Raw genomic sequence first — 16,826 nt, 5'->3', positions numbered from 1 at the left:
GGGGCTTCCCGGCATGACGAGGGGGAAGATTGTGAGTGATTCAACAGGCAAGGAAATCCGACCAATGCGTTTCATGATGCTGATGATCCCGCTCGGCTACGAGTCCGCGCCGGCCAAGCTCGAGCTCGACCCCGAACGGGTCGCCGCGATGATGCGGTACAATCAGGCGCTGAAGGACGCCGGCGTGCTGATCACGCTGGAAGGCTTGCATCCGCCGGCTACCGGCGCGCGGGTCAAGTTCGACACCGGCGTGCCGGTCGTGATCGACGGCCCGTTCACCGAGGCCAAGGAAGTGATCGGCGGCTTCTGGATGATCGAGGTCGCCTCGCGCGCCGAGGCAATCGAATGGGCCAGGAAGTGCCCGGCCACCGCGAACGAGATGATCGAGATCCGCCAGGTGCAGGAGATGGCCGATTTTTCCGAAGAGGTGCAGCAGGCGGCCGCCACCTTCGAGCATCCGCAGGGTGGCTGGGGCAAGGCGCTGCGCTGACACCGCATGACGGCGTCATCGCGCCAGCAAACGATCGTCAAACCAGCAACGACCACAATGGAGACGCAACATGAGCACCAACACCTTCCTCGCCGTCTATCTCGGCGGCGGCAAAACCGGCTCGCGGATGGCCGCCTGGAACGCGCTGCCCGAGGCCGAACGGCGCGCCAAGGAGCAGCAGGGCATGGCGGCCTGGGGCGCCTGGGTCGAGAAGCACCATGACGTGATCGTCGAGATGGGCGGACCGCTCGGCAAGACCAAGAAGGTCGGGCAAGGCGGCGTCACCGACATCGCCAATCTGATGACCGGCTTCACCGTGGTACGTGCGCCCTCGCATGAGGCTGCGGCAAAGCTGTTTGAGAACCACCCGCACTTTTCAATCTTCCCGGGCGAGGCCGTGGAGATCATGCCTGTGCTGCCGATCCCGGGGCGATAGTCAATCGTTTCGGGCCGCGGGCTCCCTGAACCTCTCTTGCTTGCGGGGGAGGTCGACGCGCGACGAGCGACGCGAAGCGTCGTCCGGAGCGAGGCGGGTGGGGGCTTTCTCAACGATACGACTCGCGGAGAGAGCCCCCATCGCAGCCCTTCCCCGCAAGCGGGAAAGGGGGCGCACCTCCTTCACGGCCATCGATGGCGCACAATTGTAGAGGCGGGAGCAGTCCGTTAATCTTGATTATCGCGCCGTCGCCGCGCTAGTGACCTTTACTGCCGGCTCATGTAAAAGCCGTTCACATGAGCTGGCGCAAGGACCAAGGCCGCGCCGAGCGCGGCTATCATCACGGCAATCTCAAAGAGGCGTTGCTGCAGGCAGCCCTCGACCTGATCTCGAAGAAGGGGCCGGCCGGCTTCACCTTCGCCGATGCCGCGCGGATGGCCGGCGTCAGCCCCGCCGCGCCGTACCGCCACTTCCGCGACCGCGACGAGCTGATCGCCAGCATTGCGCAGCGCGGCTTCGAGCAGTTCGAATCGCTGCTGACGCAGGCCTGGGACGACGGCCGTCCCGATACCGTCACGGCGTTCGAGCGGGTCGGCAAGGCCTATCTCGCGTTCGCCCGCGAGGAGCCGGCGTTCTATTCGGCGATGTTCGAATCCGGCCTGCCGATCGATTCCAATCCGACCCTGATGGCTGCAAGCGAGCGCGCCTTCGCGATCATCCGCGCCGCCGCCGAGCGGCTCGCCGCACTGGCGCCGCCCGGCATGCCGCGTCCGCCGGCGATGATGATGGCGTTGCACATCTGGGCGATGTCGCACGGCGTCGCCTCGCTGTTCGGCCGCGGCGATGCCGCGCGGCGCAAGCTGCCGATGTCGCCGGAGGACCTGCTCGAGGCCGAAGTGCTGATCTATCTGCGCGGCCTGGGCTTCCCGACCGATCGCAGGCCTGGAACCGCGGCCGCCGACGAAAAGCCGGCCGGTGACAGAACTGGTCCGTGGGGCAAGCCGAAATAAGGTTCAACGGCCAAGCCAAAAATAATCCGACGGGTGCGTCATCCGCGCTGCTTGACTTTCCCAAGGGATCGGCTACTCATGTAAATGTTATTTACATTCACAACGGCGTGATGCCGTGATGGAGAAGGAAATGGCCTACACCGCTGATGTCAATCGCTGGCGCGGCCCCGTCGAAGAGCCCTACCGTCCCTACTTCTACGCGACGCCGTGGCATCCCCTGAAGATCGCCGGGATCATCCTCGGCTTCATGATCTGGTGGCCGATCGGCCTCGCCCTTCTCTTTTTCACACTCGGGAGCAGAAAGATGGCCTGTTGGAGTCACAACGACATGGATCGCTGGCAGAACAAGATGGAGCGGATGCAGGACAAGATGGAGCGGATGAAGAGCCGCATGGAGCGCCGCGGCTTCCCGTTCGGCGGCTTCGGTCCGCCCTCCAGCGGCAACCGGGCCTTCGACGAGTACCGCCAGGATACGCTGCGCCGTCTCGAGGAGGAGCAGGTCGAGTTCAAGAACTTTCTCGATCGCCTGCGTCACGCCAAGGACAAGGAAGAGTTCGACGCCTTCATGGCGCAGCACAAGACCCGTCCGACCCCGCCGACCGACCAGCCGCCGCAGAGCTGATCACGCGAGGCAAGCACTGAGCCTTCAGGCGATGTGCCCCCATAGAACCTGATGGCCCTGAGCCGCCCGTTTGCGATGAGCAAGCGGGCGGTTTGCATTTTGGCCGGGCCGCGCCCACTCTATGGTTTGGGATCCGGACGATGAGGTGAAGACCATGGCGGGATCAGCGACTGTGACGGCTGGCGATCTCTGGCTTGCGATCCGGCGCGAAGCGGCAGCCGCGATCGCGGCTGATCCCTTCCTCGAAGCGTCGGCTGCCTTCATCCTCGATCAGGGCGACCTTGGCGGTGCGCTCGCCTTCCTGATCGGCCGGCATATCGGCCGCGCGGAAGAGGATCGCGCGCAGTTCATGCGCGCGGCCCGCGAAGCCTATGCGGCCGAGCCCGCATTGGTCGATGCCGCGGCCACTGATCTCACAGCCATCGTGCGCCGCGACCCGGCGATCACGGGCTTCCTGCCGCCCCTGCTCAACTTCAAGGGCTTCGTTGCGCTGGAAGCCTGGCGGGTGTCGAACTGGCTGTGGCGCGAGGACCGCCCCGACCTTGCGCTCATGATGCAAAGCGCGACGGCGGACCAGTTGCAGATCAGCATTCACCCGTCGGCCCGGATCGGAACCGCTGTTTTCCTCGATCACGGCACCGGCATCATCATCGGCGCGCTCGCCTCGGTCGGCGACGAGGTCACGATTTTGCAGAACGTCACCATCGCGCGGCATCAGGACGATCCGCGCCACGCGCCGACAATCGGCCACGGCGTGCTGCTCAGTGCCGGCGCCACGGTGATCGGACATCTTTCGATCGGCGATTTCGCCAGGATCGGTGCCGGGGCGCTGGTCACGACAGATGTGCCCGCCGGCTGCACCGCCGTCGGCGTTCCGGCGCGGCTGACGAATTGCGCGGTGGGAGCGTCAACGCTCTCGTGAGGTCAGCACTTTTGACCGCGTGAGGTGAGCACCGTCTCAGGCTCCCTCTCCCCTTGCGGGAGAGGGTGGGGAGAGGGGTGGCCCCGGGAGTGATGTCAGAAATTGGATGATGCTGTTGCATCAGCGCGCAAGAGGTGTCGCCGATTAAACTGAGAGCGGAGCAAGCGGTATCCCTCTCCCCCAACCCTCCCCCGCAAGGGGGAAGGGAGCTCGCGCGGGGTGCTCACCTCATTGCATGCGGCGACTGGACACCGTCTCACACATTCGACCCATGGATCGCGTCGATCACCGCGTCGGTGACTTCCTTGGTCGTCGCTTTGCCGCCGACGTCGGGCGTCAGCACGCCGGCCGCGCACACCTTCTCGACCGCGGCCATCAGGCGCGCCGCTGCGTCCTTCTCGCCGAGATGCTCCAGCATCTGCGCGCCGGTCCAGAAGGTTGCGACCGGGTTGGCGATGCCCTTGCCGGTGATGTCGAAGGCCGAGCCGTGGATCGGCTCGAACATCGAGGGGTAGCGGCGCTGCGGGTCGATGTTGCCGGTCGGCGCGACGCCGAGGCTGCCGGCCAGCGCGCCCGCGAGATCGGACAGGATGTCGGCGTGCAGGTTGGTCGCCACAATGGTGTCGAGGCTCTTCGGATTGAGCGTCATCCGCACCGTCATGGCGTCGACCAGCATCTTGTCCCAGGTGACATCGGGGAAGTCCTTCGCCACCTCGGCCGCGATCTCGTCCCACATCACCATGCCGTGGCGCTGCGCGTTCGACTTGGTCACCACGGTGAGGAATTTGCGCGGCCGCGACTGCGCCAGCTGGAACGCATAGCGCATGATCCGCGTGACGCCGACGCGGGTGAAGACAGCGACCTCGGTGCCGACTTCTTCCGGCAGGCCCCTGTGTGCGCGGCCGCCCATGCCGGCATATTCGCCTTCGGAATTCTCGCGCACGATCACCCAGTCGAGATCGCCGACGCCGACATTGCGCAGCGGCGAGGCGACGCCGGGCAGGATCTTTGTCGGCCGCACATTGGCGTACTGGTCAAAGCCCTGGCAGATCGGCAGCCGAAGGCCCCACAGCGTGATGTGGTCGGGCACATCGGGCGCGCCGACCGCGCCGAAATAGATCGCGTCGAAGTTCTTCAGCTCCGCGAGGCCGTCGGCCGGCATCATCACGCCGTGCTTCTTGTAATAGGCCGAGCCCCAGTCGAAGGTCTTGACATTGAAGCCGATGTCGCCGCTGCGCTTGGCCAGCGCCTCCAGTACGCGGACGCCCGCGGAGATCACTTCGGGGCCGATGCCGTCGGCGGGGATGGCGGCGATGGAATGGGTACGCATGGGTTGTCTCCGGATGAGTGATTAGCGGGTTCGCACGGGATTGGGTTGCGGTTCGGTTTGCGCGGGCGCGCTCTGCGCGCGCGACAGCAGCAGCGTGAGCACGGCCGAGAGCACCAGGAGGCCGGCGACGAAATAAAGGCCGCCGTCGAAACTGCCGGTGCGTTCCTTGATCCAGCCGATCACGGCAGGCCCGACGAAGCCGCCGAGATTGCCGATCGAGTTGATGGTGGCGATGCCGGCCGCCGCGGCCGAGCCGGACAGGAACATGGTCGGCATGCTCCACAGCGGCGGCTTCGATGAGGAGATGCCGATATTGACCAGCGTCAGCGCCGCGATCACGGCGGCAAGGCCGGTCCACAGCCCGGCAAGCGCAAGTCCCGCCGCGGCCATCAGGCAGGCCAGCACCACGTGCCAGGTGCGCTCGCCGGTGCGGTCGGAATGCCGCGCCCACAACACCATCGCGATCACGGCGATGGTCGCCGGTACCGCGTTGAGGAAGCCAACCTGGATTGACGACAGGCCGAACTGCTTGATGATCTGCGGCGCCCACACCCCAAGTGTGTAGAGCCCGGCCGAGGTGCCGAAATAGACCAGCGCCAGCGCCAGCACCCGCGGGTCGGCGAGGCCGCGCCAGATGCTGTGGCTTGCGGTCGTGGCCTTGCCGTCGTTCTCCGCCTTCATGGTCTTGACCAGCCAGGCGCGCTCGTCGTCGGCAAGCCATCTGGCCTGCTCCGGACGGTCGGTCAGGAAGCCCAGCACGACGAAGCCAAGCAGCACGGCGGGCACCGCCTCCAGCACGAACAGCCATTGCCAGCCTTTGAAGCCGAGCATTCCGTTCATCTCCAGCAGCGCGCCCGACACCGGCGAGCCGAGCACGGTCGACAGCGGCGCCGCGGCCATGAACAGCGCGGTGACGGCGGCGCGCTGCCGCGCCGGGAACCAGTAGGACAGATAGAGGATGATGCCGGGGAAGAAGCCGGCCTCCGCGGCGCCGAGCAGGAAGCGCAGCACGTAGAAGCTGGTCGCGCCCTGCACCAGCGCCATTGCCGCCGAGACCAGGCCCCAGGTGATCATCACCCGCGCGATCCAGATCCGCGCGCCGATCTTGTGCAGGATGATGTTGGAGGGCACCTCGAACAGGAAGTAGCCCCAGAAAAAGATACCGGCGCCGAAGCCATAGACGGTCGGCGACAGGCCGATGTCCTTGTTCATGGTCAGCGAGGCGAAGCCGATATTGACGCGGTCGATGAAGGCCACAAAGTACAGCAGCATGATGAACGGCACGATGCGCAGTGAGATCTTGCGCAATACGCGCGTGCCAAGCTGGCTTTCCATGGGCTTCTTCCCCGGGTTCGTCTTGTTTGTTGGGACGGCGCCTGTCGCGCGCCATCGGAAAGCCTAGAAGCTCGCGCCCTTTCGCTTCAACCCGCGCCGGTTTATACAAAAAAATGATATAATTGGACCCGGCCGCGTCATGCCCGGCCTTGTGCCGGGCATCCACGCCGTGGCGAAGGAAAAGACGTTTTGGCCGGGACAAGCCCGGCCTTGACGAACGCGGGCATAAGGAAGCGACGTCTTGGAACTGCACCAGCTTCGCTGCTTCGTCGCGGCTGCCGAGGAACTGCATTTCGGCCGCGCGGCGCAGCGCCTGCAGATGATGCCGTCGGCGCTGGGCCGCCACATCAAGCTCCTGGAAGAGGATCTCGGGGTGCGGCTGTTCGCGCGCACCACGCGCGCGGTGTCGTTGACCGAGGACGGCTCTGTGCTGCTGCGCGAGGGCCGCGCGCTGCTCGGCCGTGCCGAGGCGATCGAGAACGGCTTTCGCCGCCGGCTGCGCAAGCCACAGGCGCGGCGCTTCCGGATCGGCGCGATCGACAGCGCCGCGGCCGGTCTGCTGCCGCCGCTGCTGCGCGCCGTTCGCGCCGCCCATCCGGACGTCGCGGTGCAACTGCTCGAGGAGAAGACCATCCGCCTGCTGCCGAAGCTCTTGTCGGGCGCGCTCGACCTTGCGTTCGTGCGCCCGCCGGAGCGGCCCGACCGCCGCATCGAGTTTGTCCCGCTATTGCAGGAGACCGCCGTGGTGGCGTTGTCGCACAAGCATGCGCTGGCGCGGCGCAAGCAGATCGTGCTGCCTGACATCGCGGATCAGCCCTTGATCGTGCCGGAGCGCCGTTCGCGGCCGCACAGCCACGATCTGACGACAAAACTGTTCGACGAGGCCGGGCTGACGCCGCGTATCCAGGAGATCGCCGACGAGAAGCAGACCATCGTCAACATGGTGGCAGCGCGGCTCGGTGTTGCCATCGTGCCGCGCTGGACCGCGCGGATGGCGATCCCCGGCGTCCGCTTTGTGCCGCTCCGCCTGAAGCGCGGCAGCAGCGCCGGCCGCCTGCCGCTCGCCGCCGCCTGGCTGAAAGGCTCCCGCGATCCGGTCCGCGACCAGGTGATCGCGGTGCTCGAGGCAAGGTTGAAGAGTTACGCGCGCGAGGCGTGAGGCTGCCTCGTTGCGTGATGCCTCGACGGCCGACGAATGATTTTGGCCGGTTGACCTAAGTCAACGCGGCCCGCGCCGACCAGATGAGCCTGTCCGGCATGGCGAAGCGTCAGGACTGGGTCATGATCGCAGGGTGCGTGGCTACCGCTTTGGCGGTGGTGGCGCTCGTCGCCCTTTTCTCTGCCTGAGCCATGCCTCGTAGTGTTACGGGGATGCCGGGCTAGGGCCTGAGATAGCTCGCTAATTCCCAAAGCTCACATACCGCTGGCACAAACTGCACTGGCCTGCCGAGTTCCTCCCGGCATAGCTTCCCGTTCCAACGTAGGGCGGCGTTATGGGCAACCTACTTTACAGCGTGTTTGTCGTGCTGATGGGGCTAAGCCCGGTCATCCTCATGGCGATTGCCATGTTCATGTATTGAGGGCCGGAGCTGTGTCTTTCGGCGTGCCAACCACCAATCCATTCCGCTGGCGTGCCTAGTGGATAAATCCGCGATGCCTTAACTTGGTGAAAGGTTGGCGTCGGCGCGGACGTGTACGCTCGCGCCCATGAATCGGGACCTGCTGTATTTCCGTCTCTCGCTCGTCTGGATGGCGATCACCGCTGCCGTGCTGGTCTATGTGCTGGTCGCATAGGGCCTGTCTCTCCGTCGCCGAAGCCCTTCCGCCGGTATTTTCCTCACGCGCCAATCGAAAACATGCCGCGAGAATGCGAAGCTACGTCACCGCTAAAGCTGTCGTCGCCCGGCTCGATGTTTAGACCGGACAGATCACTGACAGGTGTTCGGAGACATAGCTAGCACGTCAAGATTGGCAGCTTTGGGTCTAGCTAGCTCACATAGACAAGCTGGTAGACAAACGACTTGCCCCCCCCCAATCCCCCGGTTTTGCGGATCGGCCATGAGTTCCTCGTTTGTAGACTCGCGTTATGTTATAATATAACAATCGTTCCATGGCGCATACGCACACCCACGACCACCACCATCGCGGCCACGCCCCCCACGGGCACGGCCACGGCCCGCACGCGCATCCGGCGCAGGCCGCGCACTGGTCGATCCTGCGCATGCCCGTGCCGGCCCGTCTGCTCGCGGCGCTCGCGGTCAGCGCCGGCCTGTGGGCGGTCGTCTGGCTGGCGATGAGGTGAGACCCGTGGCTGCTCTTGTTACCTTCCGCGACGTGACGCTCGGCTATGACCGCCACCCGGCGGTGCATCATCTCAATGGTGCCGTCGAGGCTGGTGCGCTGCTCGCCGTGATCGGCCCGAACGGCGCCGGCAAGTCGACCCTGCTGCGCGGCATCGCCGGCGTGCTCAAGCCGCTGTCCGGTGTGATCGATCTCGACGGGCTGGATCACCGCGACATCGCCTATCTGCCGCAGTCCGCCGACATCGACCGCAGCTTCCCGATCTCGGTGTTCGATTTCGTCGGCACCGGGCTGTGGCGCTCGACCGGCTTCTTCGGCGGCATCGGCAGGGCCGCGCGCAAGAAGATTTTGGCGGCGCTCGCTGCGGTCGGCCTCAACGGCTTCGAGAACCGCCCGATCGGCACGCTGTCCGGCGGCCAGACCCAGCGCATGCTGTTCGCACGCGTGCTGTTGCAGGACGCCCGCCTGATCGTGCTCGACGAGCCGTTCAACGCCATCGACGCCAAGACGTCAGCCGATTTGCTGGCGCTGGTGAAGCGCTGGAACGGCGAGGGGCGCACCGTGCTGGCGGCGCTGCACGACCTCGACATGGTGCGCAACAATTTCCCGGAGACGCTGCTGCTGGCACGCGGCCCGGTGGAATGGGGACCGACCGCCGAGGCGCTGACGGCCGACAATCTGATGGTCGCGATGCGGATGTGCGAGGCGTTCGACGACAGCGCCGCGGCTTGCGCCTCCGATCCACGCTCGCGGGCCGCCTGACGCCGATGCTATCCGACGCGCTGGTCACGCCCTTCACCGAATTCGAGTTCATGCGCCGCGCGCTGGCGGCGGTGATCGCACTGTCGCTCGGCGGTGCGCCGATCGGCGTGTTCCTGATGCTGCGGCGGATGAGCCTGGTCGGCGACGCCATGGCGCATGCGATCCTGCCGGGAGCGGCGATCGGCTTCTTGCTGTCCGGGCTCAACTTGTTCGCGATGACGACCGGCGGCCTGATCGCTGGCTTTGCCGTGGCGCTGCTCGCCGGCCTCGTCGCCCGCACCACCGAGCTGAAGGAGGACGCCTCGCTCGCGACCTTCTATCTGGTCTCGCTCGCGCTCGGCGTCACGATTATTTCGATCAAGGGCACCAATATCGACCTGCTGCATGTGCTGTTCGGCAACATCCTGGCGATGGACGACCAGACGCTGCTGGTGATCGCGTTCAACGCCACCCTCACGCTCTTGGTGCTCGCGGTGATCTATCGCCCGCTAGTGATCGAATGTGTCGATCCGGTCTTTTTGCGCACCGTGAGCCGGGCCGGCGCGCCGGCCCATCTCGCCTTCCTCGCGCTGGTCGTGGTCAACCTCGTCAACGGCTTCCACGCGCTCGGCACGCTGCTCGGCGTCGGGCTGATGATCCTGCCCGCGGGCATCGCGCGGTTCTGGTCGCGCGACATCACCACCATGATCTGCATCGCGGTGGCGAGCGCGATTGTGTCGGGCTATGCCGGGCTGGTGCTGTCGTACCAGACCCGGATTCCCTCCGGTCCCGCGATCATCCTGGTCGCGGCGGGGCTCTATATTGTGTCGCTGCTGTTCGGCAATGTCAGCGGCCTGGTGCGGCAGCTGTTTCCCGGCCGCCATCTCGAGGCGTGAGTACGATGCGGCGGTTGTTCGGCTTGATTGGTCTGGCGCTGCTGCTGGCGAGCGGACCGGCGCGCGCCGCGGAGCGCATCAACGTCGTCGCGAGCTTCTCGATCCTCGCCGACATGGTGCGCAATGTCGGCGGTAGTGATGTCGGCGTGACGGCGCTGGTCGGGCCCGACGGCGATGCGCATGTCTACGCGCCGACGCCGGCTGATGCCAGGAAGGTCGCCGACGCCAAGCTCGTGGTCATCAACGGCCTCGGCTTCGAAGGCTGGATGCCGCGGCTGCTGCAGGCCTCGGGCAGCAAGGCGTTGGTCGCGGTGGCGACCAAGGGGATCATGCCACGGAAAATGGGCGGCCATGACGACCCGCATGCCTGGCAATCCGTGGCCAATGCGAAGATCTATGTCGTCAATATTCGCGACGGTTTGATCGCCGCGGCCCCCGACCAGGCAGCCGTCTTCAAGGCCAATGCCGACGCCTATCTGGCCAAGCTCGAGGCGCTCGACCGCGAGGTGCACGAGGCGGTGGCGAAAGTGCCGGAGGCGCGGCGCAAGCTAATCTCGACCCATGGCGCCTTCGGTTATTTCGCCGATGCCTACGGGGTCACGTTCTTCTCGCCGCTCAGCGTGTCCACCGATTCCGAGCCCAGCGCGCGCGATATCGCCGCGATCATCGCCCAGATCAAGCTTGCGAAAATTCCGGCAGTTTTTCTCGAAAATATCAGCGATCCCCGCCTGATCGAGCGGATCGCGGCCGAGACCGGCGCCCGGGTCGGCGGCACCCTGTATTCGGACGGTTTGACGGCCGAAAAGGGCGATGCACCCACTTACATTGATATGGTCAGGCACAATATAAAGGCCCTGACCAGCGCGCTCGCCGAGTAGGGCAGGGGCCTCCCTGCCGGGATTGAGCGCGGACCTAAGTTCCTTCGGAGTTGTTATGGCTGAAGCTTCGCAAAAAATTCCTGTGACCGTGCTGACAGGCTATCTCGGCGCCGGCAAGACCACGCTGTTGAACCGCATCCTGTCGGAAAACCACGGCAAGAAATACGCCGTCATCGTCAACGAATTCGGCGAGATCGGCATCGACAACGACCTCATCATCGGCGCCGATGAGGAAGTGTTCGAGATGAACAATGGCTGCGTCTGCTGCACGGTGCGCGGCGACCTTGTCCGCATCATGGACGGCCTGATGAAGCGCAAGGGCAAGTTCGACGCCATCATCGTCGAGACCACCGGCCTTGCCGATCCGGCGCCGGTCGCGCAGACCTTCTTCGTCGACGAGGACGTGCAGAAGAACGCCCGGCTCGACGCGGTCGTGACCGTCGCCGACGCCAAATGGCTGAGCGACCGCCTCAAGGACGCGCCGGAAGCCAAGAACCAGATCGCGTTCGCCGACGTCATCGTGTTGAACAAGACCGACCTGGTCTCCAAGCCCGAGCTCGCCGAGGTCGAAGCCCGCATCCGCGGCATCAATCCCTATGCCAAGCTGCACCGCACCGAGCGTTGCCAGGTCGGGCTGACCGATGTGCTGGAGCGCGGCGCGTTCGATCTCGACCGCATCCTGGAGATCGAGCCCGATTTCCTCGAGGCCGCCGACGATCACGACCATGATCACGATCATCATCACCATGATCATGATCATCACCACCATGATCACGACAATGGCCATGGCGGGTTGAAGCATTATCACGACGAGGACATGCAGTCGCTGTCGCTGCGTTCGGACAAGCCGCTCGACCCGACCAAGTTCATGCCCTGGCTGCAGCAGCTCGTCGCTACCGAGGGCCAGAAGATCCTGCGCTCGAAGGGCATTCTCGCCTTCACCGGTGATGACGACCGCTATGTGTTCCAGGGCGTCCACATGATGCTGGAGGGCGACCATCAGCGGAAATGGAAGGATGGCGAGAAGCGCGAGAGCCGCGTCGTGTTCATCGGTCGCGAACTGCCCGAGCAGGCGATCCGCGACGGCTTCGAGCAGTGCATCACCACGTGATGAAAGAGTTCGATCCGGGCGAGGCCCCTTCTTCCATCGTTTCGATCACCGACCGCGTCAAGCCGCTGCCGCTCGGCGCGGCGGTGGGGTCGGTGCATTTCCTCGGCGACCGCGCGTTCTTCGTCGGCGCCGAGGAGGGTGTTGCGATCGCGACCGCCGACGGCGAAATCACACGGACGGAGACGCATTTCGGCGCCATCCTGTGCGCCGCCTCCGACGGCAAGCGGCTCGTCACCGGCGGTGACGACGGCAAGCTGATCGCGATCGACGCCAAGGGCGAGACCTCTGTCATTGCGACCGACGCCAAGCGGCGTTGGATCGACAATGTCGCGCTGCATGGCGACGGCACCGTGGCATGGTCGGCGGGCAAGACCGCCTTTGTGCGCAATCCCAAGGGCGAAGAGAAAACCTTCGAGGTGCCGTCGACCGTCGGCGGACTTGCCTTTGCGCCGAAGGGCCTTCGGCTTGCGATCGCGCATTACAATGGCGTGACCTTGTGGTTTCCCAACATGGCGGCCAATCCGGAGTTTCTGGAATGGGCCGGCTCGCATCTCGCCGTCATGTTCAGCCCGGACAACAAATTCCTCGTCACCGCGATGCACGAGCCGGCGATGCATGGCTGGCGGCTCGCCGACAACAGGCACATGCGGATGAGCGGCTATCCCGGCCGCGTCCGCTCGATGTCATGGAGCGTCGGCGGCAAGGGGCTCGCAACCTCGGGCGCCGATACCGTGATCGTCTGGCCGTTCACCAGCAAGGACGGTCCGATGGGCAAGGAGCCGGCGATGCTGGCGCCGATGCCGGCGCGGGTCGCGGTGGTCGCCTGCCATCCGAAGAACGACATTATGGCGGTCGGCTATGCCGACGGCACCGTGCTGATGGTCCGGCTCGAGGACGGCGCCGAGATCCTGGTTCGCCGGAACGCCGGCACGGCGGTGTCCGCGCTCGGATGGAATGCCAAGGGCACGTTGCTCGCCTTCGGCACGGAAGATGGTGACGCGGGCATCGTGGAAATGTAAGAGATCGCGGCAGACGAAGCGTTTTCGAGCGAAGTGGTTACCGGTTCGCGTGAAGAAAACGCGTCAAAAGACGAAGCTCGCGCCGGGGCCGCAGCGTCATGCGATTTCTCACCACGTTCCAGCTCGCCGACTTCATCGACACGCTGGTCAGCCTGACCACGGCCTTTGTGTTCGGCACCCTGATCGGCGCCGAGCGGCAGTACCGGCAGCGCACCGCGGGCCTGCGCACCAATGTGCTGGTCGCGGTCGGCGCTGCCGCCTTCGTCGACCTCGCGATGCATCTGGCCGGCGCCGACGGCGCGGTGCGGGTGATCGCCTATGTCGTGTCGGGGATCGGCTTCCTCGGCGCCGGCGTCATCATGAAGCAGGGGATGGACGTGCGCGGACTCAACACCGCGGCGACGCTGTGGGCCTCGGCCGCGGTCGGCTCCTGCGCCGGTGCTGACCTCGCGGCGCAGGCGGCGGCGCTGACCGTGTTCGTGATCGCCGGCAACACGCTGCTGCGTCCGCTGGTCAACGCCATCAACCGCATCCCGCTGAACGAGAAGGCCTCGGAGGCGACCTACTATTTCAAGCTCGCGGTGACTCCCGAGGCATTGCCCGGCATGCGCGACCGCTTGGTCGAGAAGCTGGAAGCAGCGAACTATCCGGTCGCCGATGTCGACGTGGTCGAGGCCGGCGACGACTTTCTCGAGATCGTGGCGACGCTGGTCTCGACCGCGGTCGAGCCCAACGAATTGAACGCGGTGGTGGTCGATCTGCAGCATCAACCCGGCGTGCGGCACGCGACCTGGGAGGTCAGCACCACCGATTGAACCGGGGTTCCCGCAGGCGCCGCTTCGGAACCATGCCGTGGCAGGATCGTTGACCTCGCGGACAAGGCGCAGGTGAACGAGATGGCTGCGGATCGGACCAGGCTGCGAATCGACATACTGATCGCCTCGACGCTGGTAGCAGCGGGCGTTGCGATCGCAGCGCTTTCGCTGCACGCGATCAATGCGACGCCGCCGCAGGAGATCGCGCAGGCGACCCAGCCGCTGCAACCGACGCCGACGCCCGAGCCGCAGAAGACGGCGCCGCCGGCCGAGTCGAAGCCGGGCGGCGAGCGGCCGACCACGCCGGCGCCACAGCCCGCGCGTCCCGACGACGAGGCTCAGAAGGCCGGCGCCAAGCCAATGCTGCCGCCCGCGCCCGCGGAGAAGACCGCGCCGCCGATCGAGAAAAAGTAAGCACGCCGCAGGCTCGCATTGTGACGCGGATTTGACGGACGCTGCCGATTATACGGTCTCGCCTCCGCCGCCGACGCCCTCCATAATCGGTCGTCTTGCCAACGACAGATGGGGCCTGCCATGAAGATCGAGGATATCAGGCGCACCGCCTATTCGATGCCGCTCACCAACCCGTCGTTTCCGCCGGGGCCCTACCGGTTCTTCGACCGCGAATATTTCATCATCACCTACAAGACCGACCCGGAAGCGCTTGCCGCCGTGGTGCCGGAGCCGCTCGAGGTCGCCGAGCCGGTGGTGAAGTACGAGTTCATCCGCATGCCGGACTCGACCGGCTTCGGCGACTACACCGAGACCGGGCAGGTGATCCCGGTTCGCTTCAGGGGCGAGGAGGGGGCCTACACCCACGCGATGTATCTCGACGACGAGGGTCCGATCGCCGGCGGCCGCGAGCTGTGGGGATTTCCGAAGAAGCTGGCAAGGCCCAGGATCGAGGTCGAGAGCGACGTGCTGGTCGGCTCGCTGCATTACGGCTCGGTGCTCTGCGCCTCCGCCACCATGGGCTACAAGCACCGCAAGGTCGATCACGACGCCGTCTTGAAGTCGATGACGGCGCCGAACTTCATTCTGAAAATCATCCCGCATGTCGACGGCGGCCCGCGGATCTGCGAGCTGGTGCGGTTTCATCTGGAAGACATCACGCTGAAGGAAGCCTGGACCGGTCCCGCCGCGCTCGGGCTGTTTCCGCACGCGCTGTGCGACGTCGCCCGCCTGCCGGTGCGCGAGGTGGTCTCGGCGCTGCATTTCAAGGCGGACCTGACGCTCGGCCTCGGCTCGGTCGCGTTCGACTACATGGCGAGATGACGAGTCAACCCGGGGAATCCCGCGCAACAATTTCGAGATCCCGGGTCCGCGCGCCTGGAGCATTTTCGGTTCTGATTGAATCAGAACCGAAGCTCTAGATTCTTGTTTTGAAGCGTTTTCTTCACGCGAACCGGTGTCCACTTCGCTCGAAAACGCTCTAAGCGCGCATCGGGATGACCCTTCGGGTCAGCGCACCAGAATATTCTTGAACTGCCAGGGATCGCTGGTGTCGATATCTTCCGGAAACAGTCCCGGACGATCCGTCAGCGGGGTCCAGTCGGTGTAGAAACCTTTCACCGGGCCGAGATACGGCAGCTGGATTTCCAAGAGACGATCGAAGTCCATCTCGTCGGCCTCGACGATACCTTCGTTCGGGTTTTCCAACGCCCACACCATGCCGCCGAGCACGGCGGACGTCACCTGCAGGCCGGTGGCGTTCTGATAGGGCGCGAGCTTGCGGGTCTCCTCGATGGAGAGCTGCGAGCCGTACCAGTAGGCATTGTTGTCATGGCCGAACAGCAGGACGCCGAGCTCGTCGATGCCATCGACGATCTCGTTCTCGTCGAGGATGTGATGCTTTTCCTGCATCTTCGCTGCGCGGCCGAACATTTCATGCAGCGACAGCACGGCGTCGTCGGCCGGGTGATAGGCATAGTGGCAGGTCGGCCGATAGATCGCCGTGCCCGATGCGTCACGCACCGTGAAGTAATCGGCGATCGAGATCGACTCGTTGTGGGTGACGAGGAAGCCATACTGCGCGCCGCGGGTCGGGCACCAGGTGCGCACGCGCGTGTTGGCGCCGGGCTGCATCAGATAGATGGCTGCGCCGCAGCCGGCTTCGTGGGTATGCGCATTCTCGGGCATCCATTTCTCATGGGTGCCCCAACCGAGTTCGGACGGCTGCACGCCTTCCGACAGGAAACCTTCCACCGACCAGGTGTTGACGAAGACGTCAGGCTCTTTCGGCGACTTGGAGCGCTGGGTGTCGCGTTCGGCGATGTGGATGCCCTTCACGCCGGCCTGCCGCATCAGGTCCGCCCATTCGGCCTTGGTCTTCGGCTTCGGGGCATTGAGCTTGAGATCCGCGGCGACATTGAGCAGCGCCTGCTTGACGAAGAACGAGACCATGCCGGGATTGGCGCCACAGCAGGAGACGGCGGTCGTCGAGCCCGCGGGGCGCGCCTTCTTGGCGGCCAGCGTCACTTCGCGAAGGGCGTAGTTGGAGCGCGCTTCCGGGCCCTTCGAGGAATCGAAATAGAAGCCGAGCCAGGGTTCGTTGACGGTGTCGATATAGAGAGCGCCGAGTTCGTTGCAGAGCTCCATGATGTCGGTCGAGCCGGTATCGACCGACAGATTGACGCAAAAGCCCTGGCCGCCGCCTTCAGTGAGCAGCGGGCTCAGCAGGTCGCGATAATTGTCCTTGGTCACCGCCTTCTGGATGAATTTGACGTTGTGCTTCTCGCAATGCGCCTTGCGGCCCTCGTCCTTCGGGTCGATCACGGTGACGCGCGACTTGTCGTAATCGAGATGCCGCTCGATCAAAGGCAGCGTGCCTTTGCCGATCGAGCCGAAGCCGATCATGACAATGGGACCTGTGATCTTCGCGTAGATCTGCGAGGCGGGGCTCATCATTTTCTCCAGGAGA

At 65.1% G+C, this 16,826-nt stretch carries 18 protein-coding genes; 15 read left to right on the top strand and 3 right to left on the bottom strand.

The features are described 5' to 3' along the window. The first annotated feature begins 64 nt into the window (after positions 1-64). The 5 genes from E2I15_RS25630 (at position 65) to E2I15_RS25610 (ending at position 3,480) form a co-directional block, all read left to right on the top strand. Positions 65-490: a YciI family protein gene (locus E2I15_RS25630; protein WP_016842527.1), complete on the top strand. Its 426-nt coding sequence runs from the start codon at positions 65-67 to the stop codon at positions 488-490. 70 nt (positions 491-560) lie between these two features. Further along, on the top strand, positions 561-926 hold the full coding sequence (locus E2I15_RS25625) for a YciI family protein (protein ID WP_137476884.1): 366 nt from the start codon (positions 561-563) through the stop codon (positions 924-926). A 296-nt stretch (positions 927-1,222) separates the two neighbouring features. Beyond that, complete coding sequence (locus E2I15_RS25620) at positions 1,223-1,936, top strand: TetR/AcrR family transcriptional regulator (RefSeq protein ID WP_137476885.1); 714 nt, start codon at positions 1,223-1,225, stop codon at positions 1,934-1,936. Positions 1,937-2,066: 130 nt separating this feature from the next. Continuing rightward, a complete protein-coding gene (locus E2I15_RS25615; protein ID WP_076827785.1) occupies positions 2,067-2,558 on the top strand; it encodes a DUF2852 domain-containing protein in 492 nt (163 codons plus the stop codon). A 154-nt stretch (positions 2,559-2,712) separates the two neighbouring features. Next, positions 2,713-3,480 (top strand): serine acetyltransferase domain-containing protein, encoded by a 768-nt coding sequence (locus E2I15_RS25610; RefSeq protein WP_155262562.1) that lies wholly within the window; start codon positions 2,713-2,715, stop codon positions 3,478-3,480. Between the two features lie 256 nt (positions 3,481-3,736). Here E2I15_RS25610 and E2I15_RS25605 read toward each other — a convergent pair whose 3' ends face one another. Further along, positions 3,737-4,810, bottom strand: coding sequence for a tartrate dehydrogenase (locus E2I15_RS25605; RefSeq protein ID WP_137476886.1), 1,074 nt, complete (start codon positions 4,808-4,810; stop codon positions 3,737-3,739). 21 nt (positions 4,811-4,831) lie between these two features. Then, a complete protein-coding gene (locus E2I15_RS25600; protein ID WP_137476887.1) occupies positions 4,832-6,145 on the bottom strand; it encodes an MFS transporter in 1,314 nt (437 codons plus the stop codon). 241 nt (positions 6,146-6,386) lie between these two features. On the opposite strand from E2I15_RS25600, the gene E2I15_RS25595 reads away from it, so the two are divergent. The 10 genes from E2I15_RS25595 to E2I15_RS25550 all read left to right on the top strand — a co-directional run bounded on the left by E2I15_RS25595 (position 6,387) and on the right by E2I15_RS25550 (position 15,181). After that, positions 6,387-7,304 carry a LysR family transcriptional regulator gene (locus E2I15_RS25595; RefSeq protein WP_137476888.1) on the top strand — a complete coding sequence of 306 codons (918 nt, stop codon included), beginning with the start codon at positions 6,387-6,389 and terminating at the stop codon, positions 7,302-7,304. 951 nt (positions 7,305-8,255) lie between these two features. Continuing rightward, the gene (locus E2I15_RS25590; protein WP_137476889.1) at positions 8,256-8,447 is read left to right on the top strand and encodes a hypothetical protein; all 192 of its coding nucleotides are present in this window, start codon (positions 8,256-8,258) and stop codon (positions 8,445-8,447) included. Between the two features lie 5 nt (positions 8,448-8,452). After that, positions 8,453-9,208: a metal ABC transporter ATP-binding protein gene (locus E2I15_RS25585; protein ID WP_137476890.1), complete on the top strand. Its 756-nt coding sequence runs from the start codon at positions 8,453-8,455 to the stop codon at positions 9,206-9,208. Between the two features lie 5 nt (positions 9,209-9,213). Beyond that, positions 9,214-10,083 carry a metal ABC transporter permease gene (locus E2I15_RS25580; protein WP_137476997.1) on the top strand — a complete coding sequence of 290 codons (870 nt, stop codon included), beginning with the start codon at positions 9,214-9,216 and terminating at the stop codon, positions 10,081-10,083. A gap of 5 nt (positions 10,084-10,088) precedes the next feature. Beyond that, the gene (locus tag E2I15_RS25575; protein ID WP_137476891.1) at positions 10,089-10,961 is read left to right on the top strand and encodes a metal ABC transporter substrate-binding protein; all 873 of its coding nucleotides are present in this window, start codon (positions 10,089-10,091) and stop codon (positions 10,959-10,961) included. 55 nt (positions 10,962-11,016) lie between these two features. Continuing rightward, positions 11,017-12,072 (top strand): CobW family GTP-binding protein, encoded by a 1,056-nt coding sequence (locus E2I15_RS25570; protein WP_137476892.1) that lies wholly within the window; start codon positions 11,017-11,019, stop codon positions 12,070-12,072. Beyond that, a complete protein-coding gene (locus tag E2I15_RS25565; protein WP_155262561.1) occupies positions 12,072-13,091 on the top strand; it encodes a WD40 repeat domain-containing protein in 1,020 nt (339 codons plus the stop codon). The genes E2I15_RS25570 and E2I15_RS25565 overlap by 1 nt, the downstream gene beginning before the upstream one ends. Positions 13,092-13,189: 98 nt before the next feature. After that, positions 13,190-13,906 (top strand): MgtC/SapB family protein, encoded by a 717-nt coding sequence (locus tag E2I15_RS25560; RefSeq protein ID WP_137476894.1) that lies wholly within the window; start codon positions 13,190-13,192, stop codon positions 13,904-13,906. Between the two features lie 81 nt (positions 13,907-13,987). Beyond that, positions 13,988-14,320, top strand: coding sequence for a hypothetical protein (locus E2I15_RS25555; RefSeq protein WP_137476895.1), 333 nt, complete (start codon positions 13,988-13,990; stop codon positions 14,318-14,320). A gap of 120 nt (positions 14,321-14,440) precedes the next feature. Then, positions 14,441-15,181: an acetoacetate decarboxylase gene (locus E2I15_RS25550; protein ID WP_170991403.1), complete on the top strand. Its 741-nt coding sequence runs from the start codon at positions 14,441-14,443 to the stop codon at positions 15,179-15,181. A 186-nt stretch (positions 15,182-15,367) separates the two neighbouring features. Here E2I15_RS25550 and E2I15_RS25545 read toward each other — a convergent pair whose 3' ends face one another. After that, complete coding sequence (locus tag E2I15_RS25545) at positions 15,368-16,810, bottom strand: homospermidine synthase (RefSeq protein WP_028341360.1); 1,443 nt, start codon at positions 16,808-16,810, stop codon at positions 15,368-15,370. Positions 16,811-16,826: the final 16 nt, after the last annotated feature.

The sequence above is a fragment of the Bradyrhizobium sp. BR2003 genome, from assembly GCF_009720285.1.
Taxonomy (GTDB): Bacteria; Pseudomonadota; Alphaproteobacteria; order Rhizobiales; family Xanthobacteraceae; genus Bradyrhizobium; species Bradyrhizobium elkanii.
The sequence above is the reverse complement of the archived record's forward strand: the minus strand, read 5'-3'. Positions and strand labels throughout refer to the sequence as shown.

What these genes read in the sequence shown, in the direction of transcription:
- E2I15_RS25605 (WP_137476886.1), bottom strand. Translation starts at nt 4,810, where the DNA reads ATGCGTACCCATTCCATCGCCGCCATCCCCGCCGACGGCATCGGCCCC.
- E2I15_RS25575 (WP_137476891.1), top strand. Translation starts at nt 10,089, where the DNA reads ATGCGGCGGTTGTTCGGCTTGATTGGTCTGGCGCTGCTGCTGGCGAGC.
- E2I15_RS25545 (WP_028341360.1), bottom strand. Translation starts at nt 16,810, where the DNA reads ATGAGCCCCGCCTCGCAGATCTACGCGAAGATCACAGGTCCCATTGTC.
- E2I15_RS25560 (WP_137476894.1), top strand. Translation starts at nt 13,190, where the DNA reads ATGCGATTTCTCACCACGTTCCAGCTCGCCGACTTCATCGACACGCTG.
- E2I15_RS25630 (WP_016842527.1), top strand. Translation starts at nt 65, where the DNA reads ATGCGTTTCATGATGCTGATGATCCCGCTCGGCTACGAGTCCGCGCCG.
- E2I15_RS25590 (WP_137476889.1), top strand. Translation starts at nt 8,256, where the DNA reads ATGGCGCATACGCACACCCACGACCACCACCATCGCGGCCACGCCCCC.
- E2I15_RS25555 (WP_137476895.1), top strand. Translation starts at nt 13,988, where the DNA reads ATGGCTGCGGATCGGACCAGGCTGCGAATCGACATACTGATCGCCTCG.
- E2I15_RS25565 (WP_155262561.1), top strand. Translation starts at nt 12,072, where the DNA reads ATGAAAGAGTTCGATCCGGGCGAGGCCCCTTCTTCCATCGTTTCGATC.
- E2I15_RS25600 (WP_137476887.1), bottom strand. Translation starts at nt 6,145, where the DNA reads ATGGAAAGCCAGCTTGGCACGCGCGTATTGCGCAAGATCTCACTGCGC.
- E2I15_RS25570 (WP_137476892.1), top strand. Translation starts at nt 11,017, where the DNA reads ATGGCTGAAGCTTCGCAAAAAATTCCTGTGACCGTGCTGACAGGCTAT.
- E2I15_RS25615 (WP_076827785.1), top strand. Translation starts at nt 2,067, where the DNA reads ATGGCCTACACCGCTGATGTCAATCGCTGGCGCGGCCCCGTCGAAGAG.
- E2I15_RS25620 (WP_137476885.1), top strand. Translation starts at nt 1,223, where the DNA reads ATGAGCTGGCGCAAGGACCAAGGCCGCGCCGAGCGCGGCTATCATCAC.
- E2I15_RS25580 (WP_137476997.1), top strand. Translation starts at nt 9,214, where the DNA reads ATGCTATCCGACGCGCTGGTCACGCCCTTCACCGAATTCGAGTTCATG.
- E2I15_RS25550 (WP_170991403.1), top strand. Translation starts at nt 14,441, where the DNA reads ATGAAGATCGAGGATATCAGGCGCACCGCCTATTCGATGCCGCTCACC.
- E2I15_RS25610 (WP_155262562.1), top strand. Translation starts at nt 2,713, where the DNA reads ATGGCGGGATCAGCGACTGTGACGGCTGGCGATCTCTGGCTTGCGATC.
- E2I15_RS25625 (WP_137476884.1), top strand. Translation starts at nt 561, where the DNA reads ATGAGCACCAACACCTTCCTCGCCGTCTATCTCGGCGGCGGCAAAACC.